The following is a 20,855-nucleotide window of genomic DNA, read 5'->3' as shown; positions in this document are numbered from 1 at the left end:
CGGAAATCGCTGGAGACGAAAACCCGAGTGAAGGACAATAATACAGGGGAAAAGTCTTTTCTGTCGAAAAAAAAGCATATCTCTGCCTATGCGGCAAAAATATGCTTCAGAAGCTTCCTCTATGGCAGCATTTAGCTCCTCATCGGGATCAGCAATCACCGAGCCCTTGCGCTAAGTGCCTTCGCACCTTGTTGCAGGCCATAATGATCCGAAGTGTAGTGACCATCGAGTATGATACGGGCAAGGGATCCGAGAGAAGATACATTCAGCCGATCGGTCTTTATGCCAGTCAAGGCTACTGGTATTGTCCGGCTTACTGCTTTGAGCGCAGAGGATATCGCCTCTTCCGTGCGGATCGAGTACGCTCCGCCAGCTTGAACGATTTGCTCGCCTGCTTAGATGAGGTCGACAAGAAATCCATCTTCGATTGGAATGCCCACGAGCGGAATGCATCGGAGAAACAGGAACTGATCGTCACCCTGACACCCATGGGGGTTCGGACACTTGAGGAAAACGGCTGGTTTAATGAGTTCATTGAACGCTATGAGGATGGAAGTGGTGCGATCCGTATGATGATCCCCGTAAACAATGTGTCGTTTTATTCGGAGATGATTTGGGGAGTTGGAGAAGCAGCCAGAATTATCGAACCGCCAGAGGCGATAGCTTATATAGAACAAAAGTTGGAGATGATGAGGCAGCAGTACGGGAGTGCGAGCTATTCAAAACAAAAGCTCCAGATGATAGTTTTAATCACAAGGATTCCAATGGGTCTTCGGTTTAAGCATGCTCACAGTGCTTACTGGCTTTAGACGGCTAACCAGGCCAGAGCAAGGGAACAGATTTCAGAATTTCAAGCTCTTTTTTTGTATCGGGATGCAGCACTATCTTATCAGAAAGGTTCAAAGTGGATTCTTTTACCTTCCTTCCCCATTTCCTTGAAAAGGAACGCCAAAACGGCAACCGATCAGTTAGTTCGGCAGCCGTTTCCTGGTATTTATTAAGCTTTTGTTCCCGTTAGTTTCATTCAGTTATTGTCTTTAAATCACTTACTTTTAATAGTGCTTCTCTATTCGTATCATGATATACAACCCTAACGTCTAGTTCATACTCATTGCTCAACTCGAAAGAAAGGATGGTGCATTTCCTACCACGATTCTTCGTCTTTCTTGGATTGTCTGGAGCAAAAACATAGGAGCCTCCAATAGTAAGATTAACTGTATCACTCATAACATCTGCAATCCTCTCATGCTGTATTTACATTATTACTGTCTTAGAATTTCAGTTCTGCAATTGCCTTCTTGTACTTATCATTCCTTGCATAGTCTTTATCTGTTGGGTTAGGAATTCGAACAATATCACTGTTATCTTCTAGATCCAGAAGCTTCACTTTCGTCGCAAGTGGGTTTAGCTTGATCCTTTTGATAAAGTCTTCGTATGATTCATCTGCTCTTTTTGTAAGGCAATCTAGAGCTTCTATAATTTGTATGCTAAAACCTGCATTTTTTAACTCAAATAGCGTAGTATCTGAATCTTCTACAACATCATGTAAAATGGCTACAATTGCTTCTTCTTCGCTGCTGGCTTTAGTTGCTAATCTTGCAGGATGTAAAATGTATGGATTTCCACCTTTATCTGTTTGACCATCGTGAGCTTTCGCGGCTATTAGTATTGCTTTAGTTAAAGTACTCATTTTTCACAACTCCTCATTTACCAATAATAATAGCTGAAATCAATTTATCGCAACCTTCCTAGTAAAGATAGCCTAATAAATCTAGATCTCCCTCGCTCCAATCGATCTTTCCTACTTCCTTAATCATTAATTCATCAATTACCTCAAACCCTATGCCATTTGAAATCTAGTTCTTGTATATTTGCTACTAATTCATTATTTATATCATATTCAAATACTTTATCTATCTTCAAATTACCTCTCCAATACCAATATATTTGTTTTAACTCTTTTCAACATCAAGATGCTACATCCCTTTTTTAACATACAGATTGTCAGGGGCTTCTTTCTTATCAATAAAGTCCAAGATATCTTCTAAACCGAAAATATCCCAACCACCGTTAGCGTACTCATCAACGAATTTACAATATTTTCTTCTGAAGTTGGTTTGTAAAAGAAAAAAGAGCAGGGCTTTAACTGCCCTGACCCTAGCTGAAAATACATGGTTGGAGAATTTTAGGAACCTAGATGCCAGTCACTTGGCCACTTTGATTTATTTCGTGCGAATAGGGAAATACAAGTCTATCTCAGCGTTTGGATCATCCGACTGCGTATAACGTTGATCATAAAACTCAAATTCATATTTACCAGTTCGGGTACCACCGTCATATTCGTAAGGACTGTTCGGAAGCCAATGTCCCCAAAAATGCCCAAAGGCATCACCGATACCGTCAAGAGGACCACGATGCGTCAACACGATATAGCGCGCAGCTGGTACTTCGATGCGCGTCATGCCCGAGGGGATATCGCCGTCCTGAGAGATTTGCACAGAAGCCGTATAATTGAACGGATCGCCGGGTTTGTTGACTGGATTTTGCAGCATGAGTCCGTAGCTTCTCCAGCCGAGCTGACTAGGAACCTCTGGAATGCGCTTACTGAATTCACCCCACAGCTTGGCAATGGTGTTCTCGGACGGTGGCACAGACATATCAAAATGAATCATTTCGGTAATTCCTACAACGCTGAAGGCAGGTTTTTCGATGATTTTAGTTTCGATTATCATAAATAGTCATTCTCCTTTTTGGTGTGGGGTTGATACGCACTTACTTATAACTATATGGAATTTTTATCCATACAAGAAATATAACGTACGTACGTTCCCTTGTAAACGTTTTTTTCAATTGAAAATAAAACTTCAACGAAATTGAAAATAGGAGCCGCTATACAGCAGCTCCTGTACTATCGTTCCGTACTGTTTCAAGACCCTTAGTTGTGGGTGATCGATGATGTCATATCCAATCACCATCCCCTGGGATCGCGACTTGATCAAGCAGTCCTTCGACCGCCATCCGACTGTATAAATCCTCTCTTGTGACAAGACAATGGTTTATCGAATCCATATGCACAGCGACTACCTTCGTATACGACGCGTATTGGCATAAACTTACTACATCGTCCGCATCCATCGTAATCGGGCCACCTACCGAGAACTGCGCGCCGCCAGCATTAACGACAGTCATATCAGGCCGATGATCGTCTAGCGCCTGCTTTACATCGTCGCACCATATCGTGTCCCCCGCGATGTACAGCGTCGGCTGGTCGTCCGCTTTGAGAACATAGCCTGATACACGCCCCATTTTCTTTCCGATATCACCTGTACCATGCTGCCCGCATGTTCGGATGATCGTCACACCTTTGAACGTTAAGGTCTCTTTGATCGTTGTCACCGAGGTGAAACCAGAGGAAGCGATCGTTGTATCATCATCCGGCTGGCATAGAATAGGTGTTGATTTCAAAATCGCAGCTGCTGCCGCAGCGTCCCAGTGATCTTGGTGTAAATGTGTCACGAGAACTACGTCCGGTTGATGTCTATCAAGAATTGCAAAAGGCAATGGAACGAGAGGATTACGTCTATCGTTCGTCGAATTGACGATCGGAGGGTTCACCTTTGCATCGCTAAACATTGGATCAATTAAGAAAGACACTCCTGCATATTGCAGCCATAGCGTCGCATGGCGGATCAATTGAAGCTTCATTATCGTACACCTCTTATATTTTTATTTTGTGGTTTTGTTATAATTATAGAATAAGCTGGAAGACGTATATACATCATGATGAAAAGAAAAATCAGCTTTCATTTTCACTTTGAAAGGAATTCCCCTATGTTGAGCAACCAAACGATCGACGAAGTCGATCTTCACATCTTAAATTACTTGATTAAGGATGCTACCCTGTCCCACAAGGCAATTGGCCAGCTTGTTCATTTGACTGGGCAAGCGGTTGGCGCTCGCGTACGAAAGCTGCAGGATCTCGGTATCATAGAAGGATATACACTGCGCTGGAATCCGGACAAAATTGGTCAAGTAGTACACGCCTTTGTTACAGTTTTCATGAAATCGAACTCCGCACATCATTCTTTTCAATCGTTTGTTCAACAAAACGACATGATCTCTGAAACACACCGTGTAAGCGGTGAAGGCTGCTACTGGATGCGAGTACGCGTCAGCACGCCGATAGAACTGAATTCTTTCCTTGATGAACTCTTGAAGTATGGCAATTACAAGGTAAGCCTATCGATTGGCCAAGTCAAATAGAAAACATGAAAAGCCATGATTCTCTACAATTAGTAGAAAAATCATGGCCTTTTTCATTGCTGTTCCAAATTAAAGGGATTACTTATTGTAAGTTATGGTATTGGCACGCCCCATTCCGATATTCACTTGAATATCGCCTTTGCCACTATCCGCTTCGTTGCTCGTAATGGAAGAGTCAACACGATAAAATCATTGCCTGAAGCAGCGTTTTGAACTTGGGCTTCCTGATAGTTCTTTTTTATGAATAAATGAGTTTGTGACAGAATTTGTCACTATTATGCTTTAACATTGAAAATGTAAGCAATACTAATTCATTAGGAGTGATCGACTATGCGCAGATATACCGCCCTGTTCTTTTTTATCATGTTTATGATTGGAACCGATACGTTCCTCATCTCGCCCTTGCTCCCGACACTTCAGAAGCAATTCGGCGTATCGACGGGAATCGCCGGGTGGATGCTTGGCGCCTACACGCTAGGCTCGGCCTTATTCGCCTTAATCGCCGGGCCTCTGTCCGACGGCTGGAACCGAAGAACCGTTCTGCTGAGCGGCCTGCTCGGATTCTCCGTCTCGACGATCTTGTGTGGCTTCGCGGACAGCTTCTGGACAATGTGCCTATTCCGCTTCCTTGCCGGCGTCAGCGCAGCGTTCACGGCCCCCCAGGTATGGGCATCCATTCCCGTCATCATGCCAGCTTCCAGAGTGTCCAAAACAATGGGAATCGCCTTCGCAGGTTTAGCTGCTTCACAGGCTCTTGGCGTGCCAATCGGAAGCTGGCTCGCAGTCGCTCATTGGTCTGTTCCTTTCTGGACGATTGGAATCGCTTCGCTGCTGCTCATCGCTGTCGCCTTCTACTCGTTGCCCGACATGAAGCCTAGTACGTACGAGCGGACGTCAATCCTTCGCCGATATGTCCCTCTGATCATGAGCGGCAAGGCCCGGAGCGGTTTCATTGCCTACCTGCTACTTCACTTAGGGAGCGGTACCGCATTCGCTTTCATTGGCAAGTGGATGGCCGATCGTTTCGAGCTTCCAATTGGACAAATCGGTACCGTGATGATGTTCCTCGGGTTTGGCACTTTGCTGGGAAGTATAATTAGCTCTAATGTGACTCGAAGACTAGGCAATACGAACGCGATCGTAGTTGGAATGTTGATGCTCATGGTCCTATACACAGTTATGCCTCATTTGACGAATCTCCGTTTCGTGACAATCATTTATCTGATCATTTTTGCGACCCTTGGGATTATCTTCCCGATGGTCATGGGGGCGCTCACTTCACTGAACGCCTCGATCCGGGGAACGATTTCCAGTCTGGCCAACTCAACGATGAACAGCGCTAACACACTTGGCGCGTGGATAGCAGGCCTACTCTATGTCCAGTTCGGCGGTTATTCATCGATCGGCATTTTCTCAGCGGTATGCCTGGCACTCTCGCTTGGGATGTTCCTGTTCGGAGACGTCCTTGGGAGGAAAGCGGAGCATTCAGGCCAAGAATCGGCATCCGCTTCCTAAGCCAAGGAAGACATTGCTCAGTTCATTTAGCAGAATCGCAATCGTAATCGGTACGAATAAGCCTGCCGTAATTTTCATGACTGCAATATAGATTGTATTGAAAAAAACGCGTCCGATGTCGGGATAGACGAACATATATTGAAAGTTTTTCAGGCCGACGAACGGAGAACCGAACAGACCTTTGGTCGGAATATATTTTTGAAATGCCATCATAATGCCCGCCATCGGAATGTAGCTGAACACGATGACAAAAATCAGTCCCGGAATCAGCATCAAATGAAGCGGCCATTCACGTTTCCATATGCGAGAGATCGAGTTCATCATGCACCACCTGCTTATATTACCTCGTCAAGGTTGAATAGAAAGAGGGATCGTACCTGATCCCTCCCCCGGAGAAGAACTATTTGTTCTTCGCATACCAATCATTCACTTCTTTAGTGATTTGGTCTCCGCCAAGCTTCTTCCAATCGGCGACAAATTTATCGAACTCGTCAACGGGTACCTGGTTCATAATGATTTTGAAAAACACTTCGTCGCGCTTCTTTTCGAGGATCGCATTCTTCTCAACCATCGTTGGCGTCGGAGCCCCGAAAAACTTCGTTTGTTCGAACTGGTTGTTCTTTTTCATATCCGGAATTAAGGAGTAGGAACCTTTGGGACCGGAAATCCAATATTCCCACCACATGCTGGTATCGCCATTCACGTACTTCATGGCCCGCTCGAATCGATTTTTCTGATCCTTCGTTTTCGGCAGACTCGCGTCCTTACCCGCAATCGCCTTCGGCAGCACTTCGCCATTATCGTTGGTTTGACTTCCAACCCTTAGGGGATTAAGCAACCAGTAGTTATTTTTCTTTTCGACGCGGTCCTTGCCATACTCGTAAACTTTGTTTTCTTCCGTCTGGTTGTTATCAACTGAGATCCATTGATTCAACAGCTTGATGACGGCTTCCGGATTCTTCGCTTTCTTAGACACAACGTAATATTTGTCGGCGCCGATACCGATTTGTGCCTTGGCCGGTTGGTTGTCTGCAGAAGGAATCGGATAAACGCCCCATTCCTGTACTTGTTTGCCGTCTTTGATCGCACCGGTCGCCAGGTGCGCAGGCACCCATTCAGCGCCATATAGAAGGCCAATGCTGTTGCCGAAAATGAGCTCCGATTCCTTTTGCACGTCCTTCACGGCGAATTCAGGGTCGATCAGCCCTTTTTTGAACATATCCTGCAGCGCTTTAAGCGCATCTTTCATTTGCGGCTGCACGTATCCCATAACGAGTTTGCCTGTCCCGTCATCGATCCATTGCTCCGAATAAGCATGGTAGCCGTTCAAGAAACCGATAATGCCGGTTGCTCCGTCTTCTTTCAGATCTTTGTTCATCGCGAGACCGTAGGATCTTCCGCTGCCGCCTGGATCCTTCGACTTAAACGCCTCCGCGATGGTCATGAGATCCTGCATCGTCTTCGGCTCAGGCAAACTCAGCTTTTTGAGCCAGTCGGTGCGCACATATAGAAACTGCGCATAGAACGGATTGGACGTTCTCGGTATGGCCATCAGCTTACCGCCAAACGTAGCCGATTTCATTTGGATACCGCCATCCATTTTCATGAACTTTTTAGTTTCAGGCGTAGCTGCCTTATCGAAAACGGCGGTGAGATCCATAATCATATCCGCTTCGATCAACTGCTGGAGCTGAGTAGCATCGACCAGCATGAGGTCGGGAATATCGTTGGATGCGATGGCTATTTTTAGCTTTTCCTTGTACTGGTTGGCATCGGCGGCAACCCATTGATTCGTGATTTTGACCCCGATGTCTTTCTCGTAGGCTTCGTACACGGAATTGTTGTCGAAGCTTTCACCTACATCGAATTTCAAATACGGATCGCCTTCTCTGATCGTGGATACTTCAAGCACTTTTTTCGATTCCGGCATTTGTGCTGCGGTTGCAGACGCTGTCGTCGATGCAGACGGTTGCGGGCTATTCTCCGTTTTGCCGCTGCACGCCGTTGCGGCGATAAGACTTGTAATCAAAGCAGTTGTGAGAACGTCTTTCCCTCTGAGTTTCATTTTCATATGACCCCTCCCATTTGACTTAACCTGTTACTCAGGATGTTGTACGCGTTTCAACTTCCTTTGATAGTTTAAGTATAAGAAAAGAATCGCGATCCTTCTATATACCAGTGTTTACTTTGATATACACCTCTTGACGGCGAAAAATCCCAATTTCTCCAAGTACGAATGAGAAATCGGGATTAGATTCCATCTTGTTATATTCGAGATATTATTGAATCCCCATTCGTTTTTTTCTGATTATGGGGATCTGTCGAGAACGTACCACCAGAAACCTTTCCGGAAATGAGAATAGACATTCAAAGTAACATTGTCCTTTTCGTAGATGATCTGTACGCCAAGTGTTTCCTTGTGCCTCCAACCCCGCTGAGCCAGATAAGCAGTAAGTTGTTGTTCGGATGGTCCTCGTCTCCCAATCAATTTACTGGCATCTGATGTAAGGGGTACTAAACGAGCATGGCCAGTTTCAATGGCAAGTATTGCTCTTGGTATAGAGTAAGGATACTCCTTTGCTAGTGAAAGTATCGTCAAGAAAAATGCAAAAAAGATTAAAGCTGACCAGATGACTATCTTTCTGATAAGCATGTAAGGTCCTCCTTCTTCGTGCTTTCCAAATCAATTTTAGTTTTTACGTTCTCTAATTTAAAAAGTTGCATTAAGCTGCCCAATATCAGTAATGAAGGCTGGACAAGTCATTCGCCTTGAAGAATATAATTAGGACCTTATTGTGGAGTACAATACAACAACGAAAAAAACGGCCCGTGATCGCTATTACGCGATAGGGCCGTCTTTGTTTTCTAGATGTGCTATTGGATTAAATTACAAAAGCTGATGTGATGATTACCAAAAGAATAAAAAGAACCAAGATAAATGCTACGTTTTGACCATAACCATACCCTACTCCGCTCATGTTTTATTCATTCCCCTCAAGTGATTTTTAACTACGTTATATATATACGTTCGGTACATATTGCTTGATTGGACGTATGCCTTGGGGAGGCAAACGCGGAGGAAAAGTGCCAACGAATCATAGTAACTTGCGCAGAAATTCGAGAGCCAAAACAAAGAGAAAAAACGGCCCCTGTTCACTATTTCGCGATAGGGCCATTTTTCTGGATATTCTTTGTGTTAAGGAATTACCATACAAAAGCTGATGTGATGATGACTAAAAGAATAAAAAGAACCAAAATAAATGCTACGTTACGACCCATACCATAACCGTCGCCACAACCTGCACCATAACCTACTGCTCCCATGTGTACTCATTCCCTTCAGTGATTTATCACTACAGTATAAGTATATGTTCGGTACATGGTTCTTGCTTGGACGTATGCCACAGGAAAATCTGAATTTTTACAGACTAAGAAGAAGGTGCAGATAAATTGAATCCTTTAACTATGAGCCATACAGCTAGAATCATTTCATTTGCAGCTACTGGCAGCGCCAAAATAGCACCCCAAAAAGAAATTTGTTGAATGACACCGAACATGACTAACAAGGCACAACTAAAAACAAGCGTTGCCCCTGTCATACCCAAAATAGGTATAAACCTGGGTACGAGTTTGGATTTATAAAATATATAACTGTACATCATTGTGTTGATGCCTAGCATGAAAAGAGGCCCAAGCAGAAAGGTCCAGTCATGTATGGCTTTTAATACGATACCTGAAGCTTGAAAAGAGGCGATATCAGGAGCCGATGCTGCTGCGAATTCCCGGCTTAAGGTCAACAGGGACAGGACGCTGATTATACCAACAGTAATAATAATGGCTTCAAGAAACCTGAAGCAAACATGCCAAAGAGCAATAGTTTCATTATATTTTCTTAAAATTGGAAACATTGTAGTTGCAGTACCAACCGCTGAAACGACAAGCATTAATTCCATAAGCGCTCCCAATACCACCTGGTTGCCATGTTCGGAACCTTTTATCAGGTAATCCGGACCATTTAGGATAGGATCGTATAAAATAAGACCTATTACCGCCGTAACCGCTGCAAGTATAAACAGTACTCCCACAATTAACGCGCTCTTTTTATTAGTATTCATTTGTTTATCTCCTTTTTTTAAATTATTGCCTTACAGTTATGACCACGTTTCTTCGGCTGATCAGAGTCGGCCGCGGGCTGCGCTGTCTATCTTCCCTCAATGCCACCGATCTGCGCGTTTCTTCACGTAGTGTGTAAACACAAATCGCCAAGGGATGAAGAAAGGAAATATCACGACTATCAAGCAGGATGAGGCCGTCGACCAGGTTGACTCATCCATTTGACCGGAGTACCACAGTGGGAGCGCAACGATAATCAGCCAGATCGACTTCCACGCCAATTCCCACAGAAGCAAAGGCAGCATCTGCAGCGGATAGAGCAACCCCAGAACTGACAGAGCCGAGAAGGCGGCAAGCATACATTGGACCACTCCTTCCATAAGTTCCCAAGGCTTTTCGTGGTGGATGATTCCTGGCCATACCACGATGCCGAGCCCCACGATAATAAGAAGGTACAACGCCCTCAGCAAATAAAGTCGAATCAACGAGATCTCGTTCATTCAGGTAGCTCCTTTCTTTCTTTCGAATGTGATGTATTCCCGAAATTAGACATAATTCTTCTTCATCCAATCCGTGATACCAAGACCCTCTGATTCATGTAATTCAGCCACATCAGCCATGCTAAGTAATGATCCGTTTTTGATCGCAATGAAGCAGTCCAGTAATGATTCAATTTCCGCAATCTCATGGCTTGTCATGATTAATGTCTGACATTCCAAGTCAACATAAGAAATCATTCCTTTAACGATAGATTCCCGCACCATGGGGTCAAGTCCAGACATTGGCTCATCCATTAGAATGTAGGGTACTTCTCTGGCCAAAGTCAGCATGATTTTTAATCGACCACGATTTCCTTTCGAGAGATTTTTGATTTTCATATGAGGCTCCAGCTGCAAAAACTTCATGATTTCTTCCGCTTTAGCCATGTTAAAGTCTGTATATTGGGAAGCCTGAAAATCCATCGCTTCACGTACTGTGAATATAGTATAAAAAGAACCAAGTTCCGATAAATAAGAAACCACTTTGCTGATTCTTCGATTAGCAGTCTCTCCATTTACGGTTACTCTCCCACTCGAAGGTAGCGACAGTCCGGAAATTAGTCTCAATATGGTTGACTTCCCACTGCCGTTCTCACCTACAATGCCAATAATTTTACCTATGGGCAAAGTGAATGAAATGTTATGGAGTACAGGCTGCTTAACATATTTTTTTGAAACATTAGTTAATTGAATCAACTTACTCATCTCCTTTATCAAATTTGCTTAAATGGTCCTGTAGCCCTGAAATGATTTCATAAGAGCTGAATCCCATTTCCTGCATGACCTGGACAAAAGTTAGGATCTGCTCATTTTTTAAATTTTCACGTTGTTGAACCAAGCGTTCCTCTTGTTCCGTCACAAACGTACCTTGACCTCTTTTCGTTTCCAGAATACCCTCTCGCTCCAACTCACTGTAAGTCCGCTGAATTGTGTTTGGATTAACATTGTATTTTATCCCCATTTCTCGAATTGAAGGAAGCTTCTCACCTGCTTTCAATTCTTTGCTTACAATTTGTCGATTAATTCGATCCGCTAATTGCAGATATATGGGTTTTGAAGCATTAAATTCATCCATTCCTACACCTCAACTTTGTTGTCAACGATCCACGCGCTAAGAAAGAATAATCCAATGATAATAATGAAGTTATACAAATACTCTCCTGCATATGTTTGTATAGGCTGCATGGAAAAAGAAGGAAAATCATAGGTTATACTCCCCCATTTTATTAGGAAACTATACAGTTTAGTGGATTCGAATAGGGTAGTTATCCAAATAGGTATGATGACTGCTCCAATAATGACTAACCAGCTCCAACGCCCGATTGCAAATTTAAGGAAGTGGTATAGCGACCAAACAAAAAACACCCAAACACCAATTATGATAGAGATCATAATAATATGAAAAAATACTAATATTCCCGATACCCATGTATCCGTCCAATACGCTTCAATTAAGTTGAACTTGGGTACGATTAGCAATCCAGTCATCACATATAGCATCAATAGTGAAATAACGATCATCACCAGGCCGTTCACTAACTTACTAATTAACAGTGTAGAAGCCGGCCCAGGATTTTGCAGCCAGAGATGGAGCTGATTTGCCTCTGTTTTCAAACTGATAAATATAATAATCGGAACATATAAAACATGAAAAACAACGGCAATTACTACGGGTAAGAAACTAAGTAATGTATGATCTGCTTTCATACCCGTATATAACGTCAACATGACAATCAATAAATTAATTACAAGTCCTACGAAAAATACGGTTCTTGTTAATTTAAAATCTTTTTTAAATAAAGCTACCCACGCTCTCATCCTAATCTCTCCTTCTTATTGAACATAACCAATTGAACCAGTGCATTAATTCAATAGTACACTAAGACATTGTAACATGTAAATAGAAAAATAAAAAAAGCGCCTCCTGCCATCTTTCGGCTTGAAGCGCTTTGCTTTAATCATGCATTGATTAATGATATGACAAGAATTTTCTTATCCCCCGATATGCGACATTTCTACTTTAGGAGATGATGACTTATGATTGGTATGACTTAATCGTTCGTCTGAGTAACGATCGGAACGATTATGCCAGATGGTACGAATCGAATCGGTAACAGCTTGATCCGATTGCCCAGAGCGGAGTAAATCTTTAAGATCATAACCGCTAGAAGCAAACAAGCAAGTATACAGCTTTCCTTCTGCCGAAATGCGGGCTCTTGTACAGGTAGAACAGAAGGAATCTGTCACCGACGAAATAATTCCTACTTCCTGATCACTATCTGCGTAACGATATCGGGTCGCCACTTCTCCGTGATAATTCGCAAGGATGGGCTCAATTGGCATAGCCTCGTGAATAATCTTTAAAATCTCTTGTTTGGACACGACTTCATCCAATTTCCAATCGTTGGAGTTTCCAACATCCATATATTCAATAAACCGAAGGGTATACTTCTTCTCTTTGAAGTATTGTGCCATCGGGATGATATCCTGGTCATTTTTTCCTTTTTGGACAACCATGTTTACTTTCACTTTCATTCCCGCTTCAGACGCTGCTTGCATTCCTTCAAGAACAGTTTGCACCTTGCTTCTATTACCGTTCATATAAGCAAAACGCTCTTCATCTAACGAATCCAAACTCACTGTCACACGGGATAAACCGGAGTTGAATAGATCAACTGCAAATTTCTTTAGTAATGAACCGTTAGTGGTTAAAGCAATGTCCTCTACGCCATCAATTTGGTTCAGCCGCTTGATAAGTGTGGGGAGATCTTTGCGCAGCAAGGGCTCTCCTCCAGTAATACGCAACTTTTTTACGCCTAAAGACACGAAAATCCGTGCTAATCTTTCAATTTCATCAAACGATAAAATTTTATCGTCAGGTAAAAATGAGTAGTCAGGACCAAATATTTCCTCAGGCATACAGTACCGACAGCGAAAATTGCAGCGATCCGTAACCGATATTCGCAAATCCCTTAAAGGGCGCTGCATGTTATCCAGCACAACATTTTCCATGTGAATGGCCCTCCCTTCTATGTCAAATATTAATAATTCTTTTCGGGCACGTATACACGTTTAGCGACTGGTTACGGATAAAACCAATCGTGGTGATTCCCAGTTGTTCGGCTAGCTGTAAGGCCAATTCTGTTGGAGCAGACTTGGACAATATTACTTCGCAGCCTATTTTGGCAACTTTTAATAAGATTTCGGAGGATATACGGCCACTAAAAACGATAATTTTATCGCCGATGGGAATGTCATTTTTCAAACAATATCCATAAATTTTGTCCAGTGCATTATGTCTTCCAATGTCCATCCGGCTTAAAACAATTCCGTTAGCGTCACACAAGGCCGCATTGTGGACACCTCCCGTATGATGAAATGTATCAGCTGATTGCTGCATATCATTCATTAATCGGAAACAATCATCGATGGAAACTTTTACACGAATATCCTCCATCTTCTTGACGGTCAATGCATCGTTTACAAAAACAAATCCTTGCCTACTCATCCCGCAGCAGGAGGTAATATACCGTTTACTTTGAAAATCACGGTAATATGGATTGATTTTTGTTGTTGTCACATGGACAAATCCTTCTCTCTCCTGTATCCATATTTTTTCAATATCATCGTAGTTCCTGATAATACCTTCAGAAGCCAAGAATCCTATGACCATATCTTCTATATATTCTGGTGAACACACCACTGTAACAAATTCCTGACCGTTAATTTTCACTGTAACCGGATATTCCGTTACAATACTATCCTCAATCTCCTCAGCAAGACCATTTACAAAACGAAGGATTCCCCTTTTCACCTCGATTGGTTTCATGATCAGTGGCCCCTATCTATGACTATATATTCTTCCAAGCCATTGCCAAATAAATCTTTGCGAAGCTTTCGAATAATATCATTGAACTCATGCACCATTTTTGACATGTCCACATTTCCCCTCGTTAGACAGTAAAAATGACACTCTAATTGTTTAGAAGTGTCATTTAAGATGCCATTCATATGATTATTGAGCTTTTACGATCTCTCTACCCTTATATGAACCGCAGTTTTTGCAAACATGATGTGCCATTTTTAATTCTGCACATTGTTCACACTTCACCATTCCTGGCACAACCAGTTTAAAGTGAGTACGGCGCTTATCGCGACGTGTTTTGGACGTTCTTCTTTGAGGAACAGCCATATTCAAAACACCTCCTGTTCATTACATAAATCAACAAGAGATATCATAGCTTTCTTGATTTGCTTTGTCAATGTTCGGCAGAATTCTATGTCAATTAAATTGTTCGAATGGATGAATGTTAGCGCTCCGTTAAAACGGTTTGAACACCATCAGCAGAATCGAGAGGAAAGCTGCAAAATTTGCGATCCCTTCCAGCCAGGCGGAGCGTCTGCGGCTCAGTCGGTACGCGTCAGGAAGATCATCGCCCTGCGTCTGCTGCAGCAGCGTAAGCTGCTGCTTAATGCCGGCGGGATGTAGACCAGCCAAAATGACCAGAATGACGAAGAAGATGGCAATCGAGACCACATACCACAGCTCTCGGAACAAAGTGGTTTCAAGGAAGCCCAGCGTAAGTCCCGTAAGAAGCAGCAATATACCGCCGAATTTCGGCAGGATCGCCGTCTTCTCCAACAGCTTAAGCGCGAACTTGGCCTGACCGACCGTCCGGGCGCTGCTCATGATCAAGGGATAGCAGATGATTGCGCCAATGGCCGTCACGGCAGCGATAATATGAATGAACAATAGATAAATATACATGTTATGTCCCCCTCATTTGTAAATGCCCTGCTAATGATGATACTGTTCTATTTATTTGCTGTTTTGGCTCGCTGTTCTTCTCGGTACAACAACCAACCTACAACAAATAAATACACCGCAGTAACAATATGAATCCAAGAAGGTGTTTTAACTGTTGCATTCGTTAGTACCAATGATGCATCTATTATAGGCATTAAAATAGAAGTAAACATTACAACAAGTAATGCTTTTCTCATACGAAGTACCATCAAGGTAAGTAGAAAGATACCAATAAATAGATCACGATCTGCTTTTATATAAACAAGATATCTATCAGCACTGTCATGCAATGGTATTCCAAAATCTCGAATTGCAGCCTCTGGCTGGATAAAACCTCTTACTCCTATAAACAACATCAACAGCGCAACAACACTCACTAACCAAAATGTTACTGACTTTGGTCCCCAATAAGTTTCACTCATTTATCTGTCTCCTTTTTCCATTTATTTGATTGACTTTATTGTATATCGGTAATAATATTTTGTTAAGAACGCACTTTAAAGTACGGCACTTACCAAAAGTTAGGGGTCGGGGATTTACCAATGATTCATCAGCGCGAATGTCCAATCGAGACAGTCATTCATGTTTTAGGCGGCAAATGGAAGCCGATGATTTTATGGCATTTGATGGAATCAAGCAAGCGGTACAACGATCTGGAGAAGCTAATCCCTAATGTCTCCCAAAAAATGCTTACGCAACATCTTCGAGACTTGGAACAAGAAGGCGTGATCGAAAGAACGGTATACCCCACCGTCCCTCCAAAAGTAGAGTATTCACTTAGTGAATACGGCAAAACCTTGATCCCTGTTGCAGAAGTGATGTGTGCTTGGGGAGAACATCATAATGAGCGAAAACAAGAAGAACCAGCGTCTTAAGCTGGTTCTTTTTTCTGCCTTTCTTACGTGACTTTGATGAAAAATCAGAGGTACTAAACAAAAAAAAAAAGCGCCACCGGATCACTCCGATGACACTTTGCTCTAATCCGTACAAGGTAGAAAAGAGGCGGTTCCCCGCCTCCTTTCCTTAGGTCAATCTGTTTTTTATCCGCTCAAGAATGCTGCTGTTTCTTGCTCTATAAACGCCATAAATAACCGATCCCATGACTGCTGCCGCGGTTGATGCAACGATCATTGTTTTGTTTACCTGACGCATTACGAACACCTCCACATTTTATTGAGCGAACAATGCTTAGTCTGCCTTAAAGGATGAATAATAATTCAAGATCTGGCTTAATAACTCTATCAATTCCAATCAATATGAATACTTCTACTTTGCCTGAATGTACCCTTCCGCTTTAAGCAGTTCGGCGATCAGAACAGCACCGCCCGCTGCTCCGCGTAATGTATTATGTGATAATCCAACAAATTTAAAATCGTATATGGAATCCTCGCGCAATCTCCCCGCCGAAACACCCATACCGCGCTCAATTTCACGATCAAGTTTAGTCTGTGGTCTGTTCTCTTCTTCAAAATAAGTAATGAACTGTTTTGGTGCGCTTGGCAGACCAAGCTCCTGCGGTCGTCCTTTGAATTGCAACCAGCGATGAAGAATCTCTTCCTTCGAAGGTTTTTTCTCGAACGATACGAATACGGTAGCCAAATGCCCATCCGTTACTGGAACGCGAATACACTGCGTTGTAATTAACGGCGCACTTGCTTTAATAATTTCATCATTTACAATGCTGCCCCATATGCGAAGTGGCTCCTGCTCGCTTTTTTCTTCCTCGCCGCCAATATAAGGAATGACATTATCCAACATATCGGGCCAATCGGTAAAGTTTTTACCTGCTCCGGAAATCGCCTGATACGTCGATGCAACCACTTTTGTCGGTTTATAATCTAACAATGCATGAAGAGCCGGCACATAGCTCTGGATTGAACAGTTGGGCTTAACGGCAATAAAGCCGGTGGAAGTTCTAAGCCGTTTTCTCTGTGCGGCAATCACTTCAATATGACCTGGATTAACTTCCGGAATGACCATCGGGATGTCAGGCGTCCAGCGGTGAGCCGAATTATTGGAAATAACGGGCGTGCCTGTTTTTGCGTATGCCTCTTCCAACGCTTGAATTTCAATCTTTTTCATATCCACTGCACAAAAAATAAAATCAACCTGAGCGGCAACCTCCTCCACTTTTGATGCATCCAGAATGACGATATTTTTCACATCTTCAGGAATTGGGCCAGACAACTTCCATCTGCCTTGCACAGATTCTTCATATGTTTTACCTGCCGAACTGCTACTAGCGGCAATGGCCGTTACTTTAAACCAAGGATGCTGATCCAGCAACTGAACAAACCGCTGACCAACCATTCCTGTTCCTCCGACAATTCCAACCTTCAGTCTTTCTGACATAAGATATTCAAATCCTTTCAAAATGGCTTGATTAATGGGAATCCCTAAATATATATTCAAACAGTCTGATCTGGTGTACCGCATGTTGCACGTAAGCTATACTTCTTACGCACCAATAAAAAAAATCCCACCCCCAAGACTATAGTCAGTCTTAGGGACGAGATTGTATATACTCGTGGTACCACCCCAAATTCGCTAATATGTCGCCATATCAGCCTCTTCAAGTACGGCATTACCATGTAATGCGAATACTTTAGCTCTGTAACAGGAGCTCCTGACACACCATCACCCTTTTCAGGAGGATCCGATGTGCTGCTCTGAGGCTTTCTTCAATAAAGTACTCTTTACTCCTTTTCAGCAAACAGGAGCTCTCTGTGAAAGAATTCATTTATTTACTCTACTCTTCATCGCATTTGATTATTGCGATTATATTACCAAATAAACATTATAAGGTAAACATAATTTTTGAAAATTCGAAAACATTACAAATTTGAACATCACTCATCTTCTATTTTAAAGCGAGACAAGATCTGTAGTTAGCTGGTTAAGACGCTCACAACCATTATCTGTGACAAGAACCATATCCTCGATCATGATCGAGCCTAGACCGTGGCCATAGTATGGCGTCTCCAAGCAAATCACCATGCCCGGACGAAACACTGCAGCCTCGGACGGACTAATGAAAGGCGCTTCTTCAGCGGCGAGGCTTAGACCCGCGCTGTGGCCGAGATGGCCGCGGTTGTAATTCGAAAGCCCCGAGGAGCGAATCTGTTTCATGCCCTCCTCAAAGGCTATCTTCATTGGCATCCCTGGTTCAATGATTTGCAGAAGACGGTCGTGTCCCGCCCTTAGTGCGGCATAAATACGCTTCGCCAAATCCGAAGGGGGCCCCAGCACGAAGGTGCGGGCGATGTCGGAGCCATATCCGGCTACATCGACACCCACGTCAAATTTAATCAGATCACCCAGTTCACTTGGACGTGTGTCAAATACATGCGCAGGAGCAAAATTAGCTCCTACGGAAACCATATGAAACCGTGCGGTTGAACCATCCGGATGTCTCATCAAGGCCTTGCGGAAGGCTTCAACGATCTCCGCGGCGGAGATGCCTACCTCAATTTCACGTATCGCGGATGAGATGCCTGCCTCCGCATAAGTGCAAGCCTTGCGCAGCTGGTCGATCTCCCAAGGGGTTTTTATCGCACGCAGCTTAGTAAAGATAGGGCTAGCTTCTACCAACTCGGATACTCCTGGGCAGGCTTGCTGTAACGCTATGACGGACGGGTATCGCATCGAGCTTAGCTCGACAGCGATTTTCCCGTGGGAAACTCCATACTCAGCGAGCACCTGACCCAGCACCCCGAACATTTCCTCTGCTTGGGGGGAGACCGGCCGCTTTCCCTGGAATTTGTCGCCGATCAAACCCAACGGGTCATCAACATCCACCCAGGTGGGATACGTTCGGACCTCGTACCCTGGAAGATCATTCGCGACACCGGCTGCTTCAAAATCATTCATGATCAAGATCGTTTTACGGCTAGGATCACGAAACAGGACGGCGAGTGCAACTTCACTCATACGCAAAGTGTACATGAATGCGCTTTGGTGACCGGAAAGGTAATAAAAGTTTTCGCAGCTAGAGGAAACTAGAACGTCGATCTGTTCGTTCTCCATGATCAATCTGGCTCGTTCTGAAATGGTTTTTATATGTTCCTGATCAATATGGGCCACAATCTCAACTCCTTCGGATTAGGCTTTCCTATCTCCGTATGTTAAACAGGCTCCTGAGCCATCTGTCGCAAAAACTTGCGCGCCCGATCGGTTTGCGGCTGGACAAAAAATTGCTCCGGGGCTCCTTCCTCCTGAATGACACCTTCGCTCATAAAGATAACTCGATTTGCCACCTCTTGCGCAAATTTCATTTCATGCGTGACCACGATCATCGTCATGCCCTCGTTAGCCAGCTGCCTCATAACCGACAAAACTTCGCCGGTCAATTCCGGATCAAGTGCCGAGGTCGGCTCATCGAATAGCATAATTTGAGGCTGCATCGCCAGAGCACGGGCAATCGCAACCCGCTGCTGCTGACCGCCGGAGAGCCGAGACGGATATTCATGCTTCTTTTCGGCCAAGCCCACTTTATCGAGTAATGATTCAGCCAACTCAATCGCCTGCTCCTTAGGCATGTTTTTCACGGTCACTGGAGCCGTGATCACATTTTCCAGGACAGTCAAGTGCGGAAATAGATTAAATGATTGAAAAACCATACCGGTTAAGTTACGAAGTTCCCGGATGGCTTTTTTCTTCGTCAGAGCATTCATCGAGTCTTCCCACAGGATGTTGTCCACACGAATCGAACCCGCGTTAGGCTCTTCAAGACCGTTCAGGCATCGAAGCAGTGTGCTTTTCCCTGAACCGCTAGGACCTAAGAGGACCACAATTTCCTGTGAATTAATGCGCAGGTTAATATCCTGCAGTACAGTTAAAGCATCGAATCGTTTACTAAGATGGTTTACTTCTATCAAGCCCACTCCCCCCTTAATAAGCCTTTGATAATTTTTTCTCGATGCGATTAAGAATGTTGGAAAAGAACATGCTCATGAGCCAGTACATGAGAGCAATGGAAATGTAGAACGGCATGGCAATATAATATTGCGCAATAAGCAGTTGGGCTGAGCGCAGCAGCTCAGTTACTGTCACAATGGAAACGAGCGAAGTCTCTTTCAGCATGCCTATGAAAGTATTTCCCATAGGGGGAATCGCCACGCGGGCTGCCTGCGGAAGAATAATCTTGCGCATCGTTTGCCAAGGGGACATATTCAGGGATAAAGCCGCTTCCGTCTGCCCCTTAGGCACAGACAAGATCGCGCCCCGAAATGTCTCAGATAAATAGGCTCCGATATTGATACTAAGTGAAATATAGGCCGCTGTTAGCGGCCCGAGTGTAATACCGTAGTCAGGTAATCCATAATAAATAATGAAGATTTGCACAATGATCGGGGTTCCGCGGATGATGGACACATACCCTCTGGCCAAATTGCTGATCAACCGATTTCCTTTTAACCGGGCGATGGCTACGAACAGAGCGATAAAAAATCCAAAGAACATCGAGACGATTGTGATAAGCAGGGTATAGTATGCGCCTTTGAAAAGAAAGCCTAAGTTATCTAAAACGAGTTCCATTCTTGCGGCCTCCTAAGAATGTGAGACTTTGATCTCCAATCAAAGATCCCTATATCTCCCCACAAAGTGACGTGTTGCTTCGA

Annotated in this window: 26 protein-coding genes, 2 pseudogenes and 1 other annotated feature; of the genes and pseudogenes, 4 read left to right on the top strand and 24 right to left on the bottom strand. The window is 43.7% G+C overall.

The genetic code is table 11. From position 1 onward, the window contains the following. The first annotated feature begins 101 nt into the window (after positions 1–101). On the top strand, positions 102–809 hold the full coding sequence (locus tag ASG85_RS12435; RefSeq protein ID WP_082588068.1) for a WYL domain-containing protein: 708 nt from the start codon (positions 102–104) through the stop codon (positions 807–809). A 461-nt stretch (positions 810–1,270) separates the two neighbouring features. Here the strand turns inward: ASG85_RS12435 and ASG85_RS12425 are convergent, their stop codons facing one another. The 3 genes from ASG85_RS12425 to ASG85_RS12415 form a co-directional block, all read right to left on the bottom strand. Next, positions 1,271–1,690, bottom strand: coding sequence for an HD domain-containing protein (locus tag ASG85_RS12425; RefSeq protein ID WP_060646398.1), 420 nt, complete (start codon positions 1,688–1,690; stop codon positions 1,271–1,273). A gap of 532 nt (positions 1,691–2,222) precedes the next feature. Then, on the bottom strand, positions 2,223–2,732 hold the full coding sequence (locus tag ASG85_RS12420) for a GyrI-like domain-containing protein (RefSeq protein ID WP_057302234.1): 510 nt from the start codon (positions 2,730–2,732) through the stop codon (positions 2,223–2,225). A 226-nt stretch (positions 2,733–2,958) separates the two neighbouring features. Beyond that, complete coding sequence (locus ASG85_RS12415) at positions 2,959–3,705, bottom strand: MBL fold metallo-hydrolase (RefSeq protein ID WP_057302235.1); 747 nt, start codon at positions 3,703–3,705, stop codon at positions 2,959–2,961. A 126-nt stretch (positions 3,706–3,831) separates the two neighbouring features. On the opposite strand from ASG85_RS12415, the gene ASG85_RS12410 reads away from it, so the two are divergent. Then, complete coding sequence (locus ASG85_RS12410) at positions 3,832–4,263, top strand: Lrp/AsnC family transcriptional regulator (RefSeq protein ID WP_057302303.1); 432 nt, start codon at positions 3,832–3,834, stop codon at positions 4,261–4,263. A 330-nt stretch (positions 4,264–4,593) separates the two neighbouring features. After that, the gene (locus ASG85_RS12405; protein ID WP_057302236.1) at positions 4,594–5,778 is read left to right on the top strand and encodes an MFS transporter; all 1,185 of its coding nucleotides are present in this window, start codon (positions 4,594–4,596) and stop codon (positions 5,776–5,778) included. Positions 5,779–5,796: 18 nt separating this feature from the next. On the opposite strand, the pseudogene ASG85_RS12400 reads toward ASG85_RS12405, so the two are convergent. The 16 genes and pseudogenes from ASG85_RS12400 to ASG85_RS12340 all read right to left on the bottom strand — a co-directional run. Beyond that, positions 5,797–6,099 (bottom strand): annotated as a pseudogene (locus ASG85_RS12400) (sugar ABC transporter permease); the annotation flags it as partial. A 79-nt stretch (positions 6,100–6,178) separates the two neighbouring features. After that, positions 6,179–7,843, bottom strand: coding sequence for an extracellular solute-binding protein (locus ASG85_RS12395; RefSeq protein ID WP_414858716.1), 1,665 nt, complete (start codon positions 7,841–7,843; stop codon positions 6,179–6,181). 243 nt (positions 7,844–8,086) lie between these two features. After that, complete coding sequence (locus ASG85_RS12390; protein WP_060646396.1) at positions 8,087–8,431, bottom strand: hypothetical protein; 345 nt, start codon at positions 8,429–8,431, stop codon at positions 8,087–8,089. A gap of 229 nt (positions 8,432–8,660) precedes the next feature. Next, the gene (locus ASG85_RS36925; RefSeq protein WP_082562070.1) at positions 8,661–8,756 is read right to left on the bottom strand and encodes a YjcZ family sporulation protein; all 96 of its coding nucleotides are present in this window, start codon (positions 8,754–8,756) and stop codon (positions 8,661–8,663) included. A 226-nt stretch (positions 8,757–8,982) separates the two neighbouring features. Further along, on the bottom strand, positions 8,983–9,102 hold the full coding sequence (locus tag ASG85_RS37780; protein WP_082562071.1) for a YjcZ family sporulation protein: 120 nt from the start codon (positions 9,100–9,102) through the stop codon (positions 8,983–8,985). 104 nt (positions 9,103–9,206) lie between these two features. Beyond that, entirely contained in the window at positions 9,207–9,893 is a 687-nt protein-coding gene (locus tag ASG85_RS12385) for a DUF4386 domain-containing protein (protein ID WP_057302239.1), read from the bottom strand. 96 nt (positions 9,894–9,989) lie between these two features. After that, positions 9,990–10,391, bottom strand: a complete 402-nt coding sequence (locus ASG85_RS12380) for a hypothetical protein (RefSeq protein WP_057302240.1) — start codon at positions 10,389–10,391, stop codon at positions 9,990–9,992. Positions 10,392–10,436: 45 nt separating this feature from the next. After that, a complete protein-coding gene (locus tag ASG85_RS12375; protein ID WP_060646395.1) occupies positions 10,437–11,135 on the bottom strand; it encodes an ABC transporter ATP-binding protein in 699 nt (232 codons plus the stop codon). Next, positions 11,128–11,505, bottom strand: coding sequence for a GntR family transcriptional regulator (locus ASG85_RS12370; RefSeq protein WP_060646394.1), 378 nt, complete (start codon positions 11,503–11,505; stop codon positions 11,128–11,130). The genes ASG85_RS12375 and ASG85_RS12370 overlap by 8 nt, the downstream gene beginning before the upstream one ends. Positions 11,506–11,507: 2 nt before the next feature. Further along, a complete protein-coding gene (locus tag ASG85_RS12365) occupies positions 11,508–12,248 on the bottom strand; it encodes a hypothetical protein (protein ID WP_060646393.1) in 741 nt (246 codons plus the stop codon). Between the two features lie 174 nt (positions 12,249–12,422). After that, positions 12,423–13,442 (bottom strand): GTP 3',8-cyclase MoaA, encoded by a 1,020-nt coding sequence (gene moaA, locus ASG85_RS12360; protein WP_057302244.1) that lies wholly within the window; start codon positions 13,440–13,442, stop codon positions 12,423–12,425. A gap of 22 nt (positions 13,443–13,464) precedes the next feature. Next, entirely contained in the window at positions 13,465–14,259 is a 795-nt protein-coding gene (gene fdhD, locus ASG85_RS12355) for a formate dehydrogenase accessory sulfurtransferase FdhD (RefSeq protein WP_060646392.1), read from the bottom strand. 32 nt (positions 14,260–14,291) lie between these two features. Beyond that, a pseudogene (locus ASG85_RS39095) lies at positions 14,292–14,366 on the bottom strand (hypothetical protein); the annotation flags it as partial. A 79-nt stretch (positions 14,367–14,445) separates the two neighbouring features. After that, positions 14,446–14,622 (bottom strand): 50S ribosomal protein L32, encoded by a 177-nt coding sequence (gene rpmF / locus ASG85_RS12350; RefSeq protein ID WP_056837598.1) that lies wholly within the window; start codon positions 14,620–14,622, stop codon positions 14,446–14,448. A gap of 129 nt (positions 14,623–14,751) precedes the next feature. Then, entirely contained in the window at positions 14,752–15,198 is a 447-nt protein-coding gene (locus ASG85_RS12345; protein WP_060646391.1) for a DUF2269 family protein, read from the bottom strand. A gap of 47 nt (positions 15,199–15,245) precedes the next feature. Further along, positions 15,246–15,659: a DUF4267 domain-containing protein gene (locus tag ASG85_RS12340; RefSeq protein ID WP_060646390.1), complete on the bottom strand. Its 414-nt coding sequence runs from the start codon at positions 15,657–15,659 to the stop codon at positions 15,246–15,248. Positions 15,660–15,779: 120 nt separating this feature from the next. Between ASG85_RS12340 and ASG85_RS12335 the strand changes: the two genes are divergently transcribed. Continuing rightward, positions 15,780–16,112: a winged helix-turn-helix transcriptional regulator gene (locus ASG85_RS12335; protein ID WP_057302248.1), complete on the top strand. Its 333-nt coding sequence runs from the start codon at positions 15,780–15,782 to the stop codon at positions 16,110–16,112. Positions 16,113–16,260: 148 nt separating this feature from the next. On the opposite strand, the gene ASG85_RS39565 is transcribed toward ASG85_RS12335, so the two are convergent. The 5 genes from ASG85_RS39565 to ASG85_RS12315 form a co-directional block, all read right to left on the bottom strand. Continuing rightward, positions 16,261–16,389: a hypothetical protein gene (locus ASG85_RS39565; protein WP_268795871.1), complete on the bottom strand. Its 129-nt coding sequence runs from the start codon at positions 16,387–16,389 to the stop codon at positions 16,261–16,263. A gap of 114 nt (positions 16,390–16,503) precedes the next feature. Further along, positions 16,504–17,589, bottom strand: coding sequence for an aspartate-semialdehyde dehydrogenase (asd, locus tag ASG85_RS12330; RefSeq protein ID WP_082588067.1), 1,086 nt, complete (start codon positions 17,587–17,589; stop codon positions 16,504–16,506). A gap of 150 nt (positions 17,590–17,739) precedes the next feature. Continuing rightward, positions 17,740–18,006 (bottom strand) — a binding site (T-box leader). Positions 18,007–18,102: 96 nt separating this feature from the next. After that, positions 18,103–19,320 (bottom strand): M24 family metallopeptidase, encoded by a 1,218-nt coding sequence (locus ASG85_RS12325; RefSeq protein ID WP_156396544.1) that lies wholly within the window; start codon positions 19,318–19,320, stop codon positions 18,103–18,105. A 41-nt stretch (positions 19,321–19,361) separates the two neighbouring features. After that, positions 19,362–20,114, bottom strand: a complete 753-nt coding sequence (locus tag ASG85_RS12320) for an amino acid ABC transporter ATP-binding protein (protein ID WP_060646389.1) — start codon at positions 20,112–20,114, stop codon at positions 19,362–19,364. Positions 20,115–20,127: 13 nt separating this feature from the next. Continuing rightward, a complete protein-coding gene (locus tag ASG85_RS12315; RefSeq protein ID WP_057302250.1) occupies positions 20,128–20,772 on the bottom strand; it encodes an amino acid ABC transporter permease in 645 nt (214 codons plus the stop codon). Positions 20,773–20,855: the final 83 nt, after the last annotated feature.

The sequence above is a fragment of the Paenibacillus sp. Soil724D2 genome, assembly GCF_001427935.1.
In the GTDB taxonomy this organism is placed as follows: Bacteria; Bacillota; Bacilli; order Paenibacillales; family NBRC-103111; genus Paenibacillus_E.
The sequence above is the reverse complement of the archived record's forward strand: the minus strand, read 5'-3'. Positions and strand labels throughout refer to the sequence as shown.

Coding starts and splice junctions, on each gene's coding strand:
- ASG85_RS12395 (WP_414858716.1), bottom strand. CDS start 7,843: ATGAAACTCAGAGGGAAAGACGTTCTCACAACTGCTTTGATTACAAGT.
- ASG85_RS12380 (WP_057302240.1), bottom strand. CDS start 10,391: ATGAACGAGATCTCGTTGATTCGACTTTATTTGCTGAGGGCGTTGTAC.
- ASG85_RS12340 (WP_060646390.1), bottom strand. CDS start 15,659: ATGAGTGAAACTTATTGGGGACCAAAGTCAGTAACATTTTGGTTAGTG.
- ASG85_RS12390 (WP_060646396.1), bottom strand. CDS start 8,431: ATGCTTATCAGAAAGATAGTCATCTGGTCAGCTTTAATCTTTTTTGCA.
- ASG85_RS12365 (WP_060646393.1), bottom strand. CDS start 12,248: ATGAGAGCGTGGGTAGCTTTATTTAAAAAAGATTTTAAATTAACAAGA.
- ASG85_RS12435 (WP_082588068.1), top strand. CDS start 102: ATGCTTCAGAAGCTTCCTCTATGGCAGCATTTAGCTCCTCATCGGGAT.
- asd (WP_082588067.1), bottom strand. CDS start 17,589: ATGTCAGAAAGACTGAAGGTTGGAATTGTCGGAGGAACAGGAATGGTT.
- ASG85_RS12335 (WP_057302248.1), top strand. CDS start 15,780: ATGATTCATCAGCGCGAATGTCCAATCGAGACAGTCATTCATGTTTTA.
- ASG85_RS12405 (WP_057302236.1), top strand. CDS start 4,594: ATGCGCAGATATACCGCCCTGTTCTTTTTTATCATGTTTATGATTGGA.
- ASG85_RS36925 (WP_082562070.1), bottom strand. CDS start 8,756: ATGAGCGGAGTAGGGTATGGTTATGGTCAAAACGTAGCATTTATCTTG.
- ASG85_RS12410 (WP_057302303.1), top strand. CDS start 3,832: ATGTTGAGCAACCAAACGATCGACGAAGTCGATCTTCACATCTTAAAT.
- ASG85_RS12425 (WP_060646398.1), bottom strand. CDS start 1,690: ATGAGTACTTTAACTAAAGCAATACTAATAGCCGCGAAAGCTCACGAT.
- rpmF (WP_056837598.1), bottom strand. CDS start 14,622: ATGGCTGTTCCTCAAAGAAGAACGTCCAAAACACGTCGCGATAAGCGC.
- ASG85_RS12420 (WP_057302234.1), bottom strand. CDS start 2,732: ATGATAATCGAAACTAAAATCATCGAAAAACCTGCCTTCAGCGTTGTA.
- ASG85_RS12370 (WP_060646394.1), bottom strand. CDS start 11,505: ATGGATGAATTTAATGCTTCAAAACCCATATATCTGCAATTAGCGGAT.
- ASG85_RS12385 (WP_057302239.1), bottom strand. CDS start 9,893: ATGAATACTAATAAAAAGAGCGCGTTAATTGTGGGAGTACTGTTTATA.
- ASG85_RS12315 (WP_057302250.1), bottom strand. CDS start 20,772: ATGGAACTCGTTTTAGATAACTTAGGCTTTCTTTTCAAAGGCGCATAC.
- ASG85_RS37780 (WP_082562071.1), bottom strand. CDS start 9,102: ATGGGAGCAGTAGGTTATGGTGCAGGTTGTGGCGACGGTTATGGTATG.
- ASG85_RS12375 (WP_060646395.1), bottom strand. CDS start 11,135: ATGAGTAAGTTGATTCAATTAACTAATGTTTCAAAAAAATATGTTAAG.
- ASG85_RS12345 (WP_060646391.1), bottom strand. CDS start 15,198: ATGTATATTTATCTATTGTTCATTCATATTATCGCTGCCGTGACGGCC.
- ASG85_RS39565 (WP_268795871.1), bottom strand. CDS start 16,389: ATGCGTCAGGTAAACAAAACAATGATCGTTGCATCAACCGCGGCAGCA.
- ASG85_RS12415 (WP_057302235.1), bottom strand. CDS start 3,705: ATGAAGCTTCAATTGATCCGCCATGCGACGCTATGGCTGCAATATGCA.
- moaA (WP_057302244.1), bottom strand. CDS start 13,442: ATGGAAAATGTTGTGCTGGATAACATGCAGCGCCCTTTAAGGGATTTG.
- fdhD (WP_060646392.1), bottom strand. CDS start 14,259: ATGAAACCAATCGAGGTGAAAAGGGGAATCCTTCGTTTTGTAAATGGT.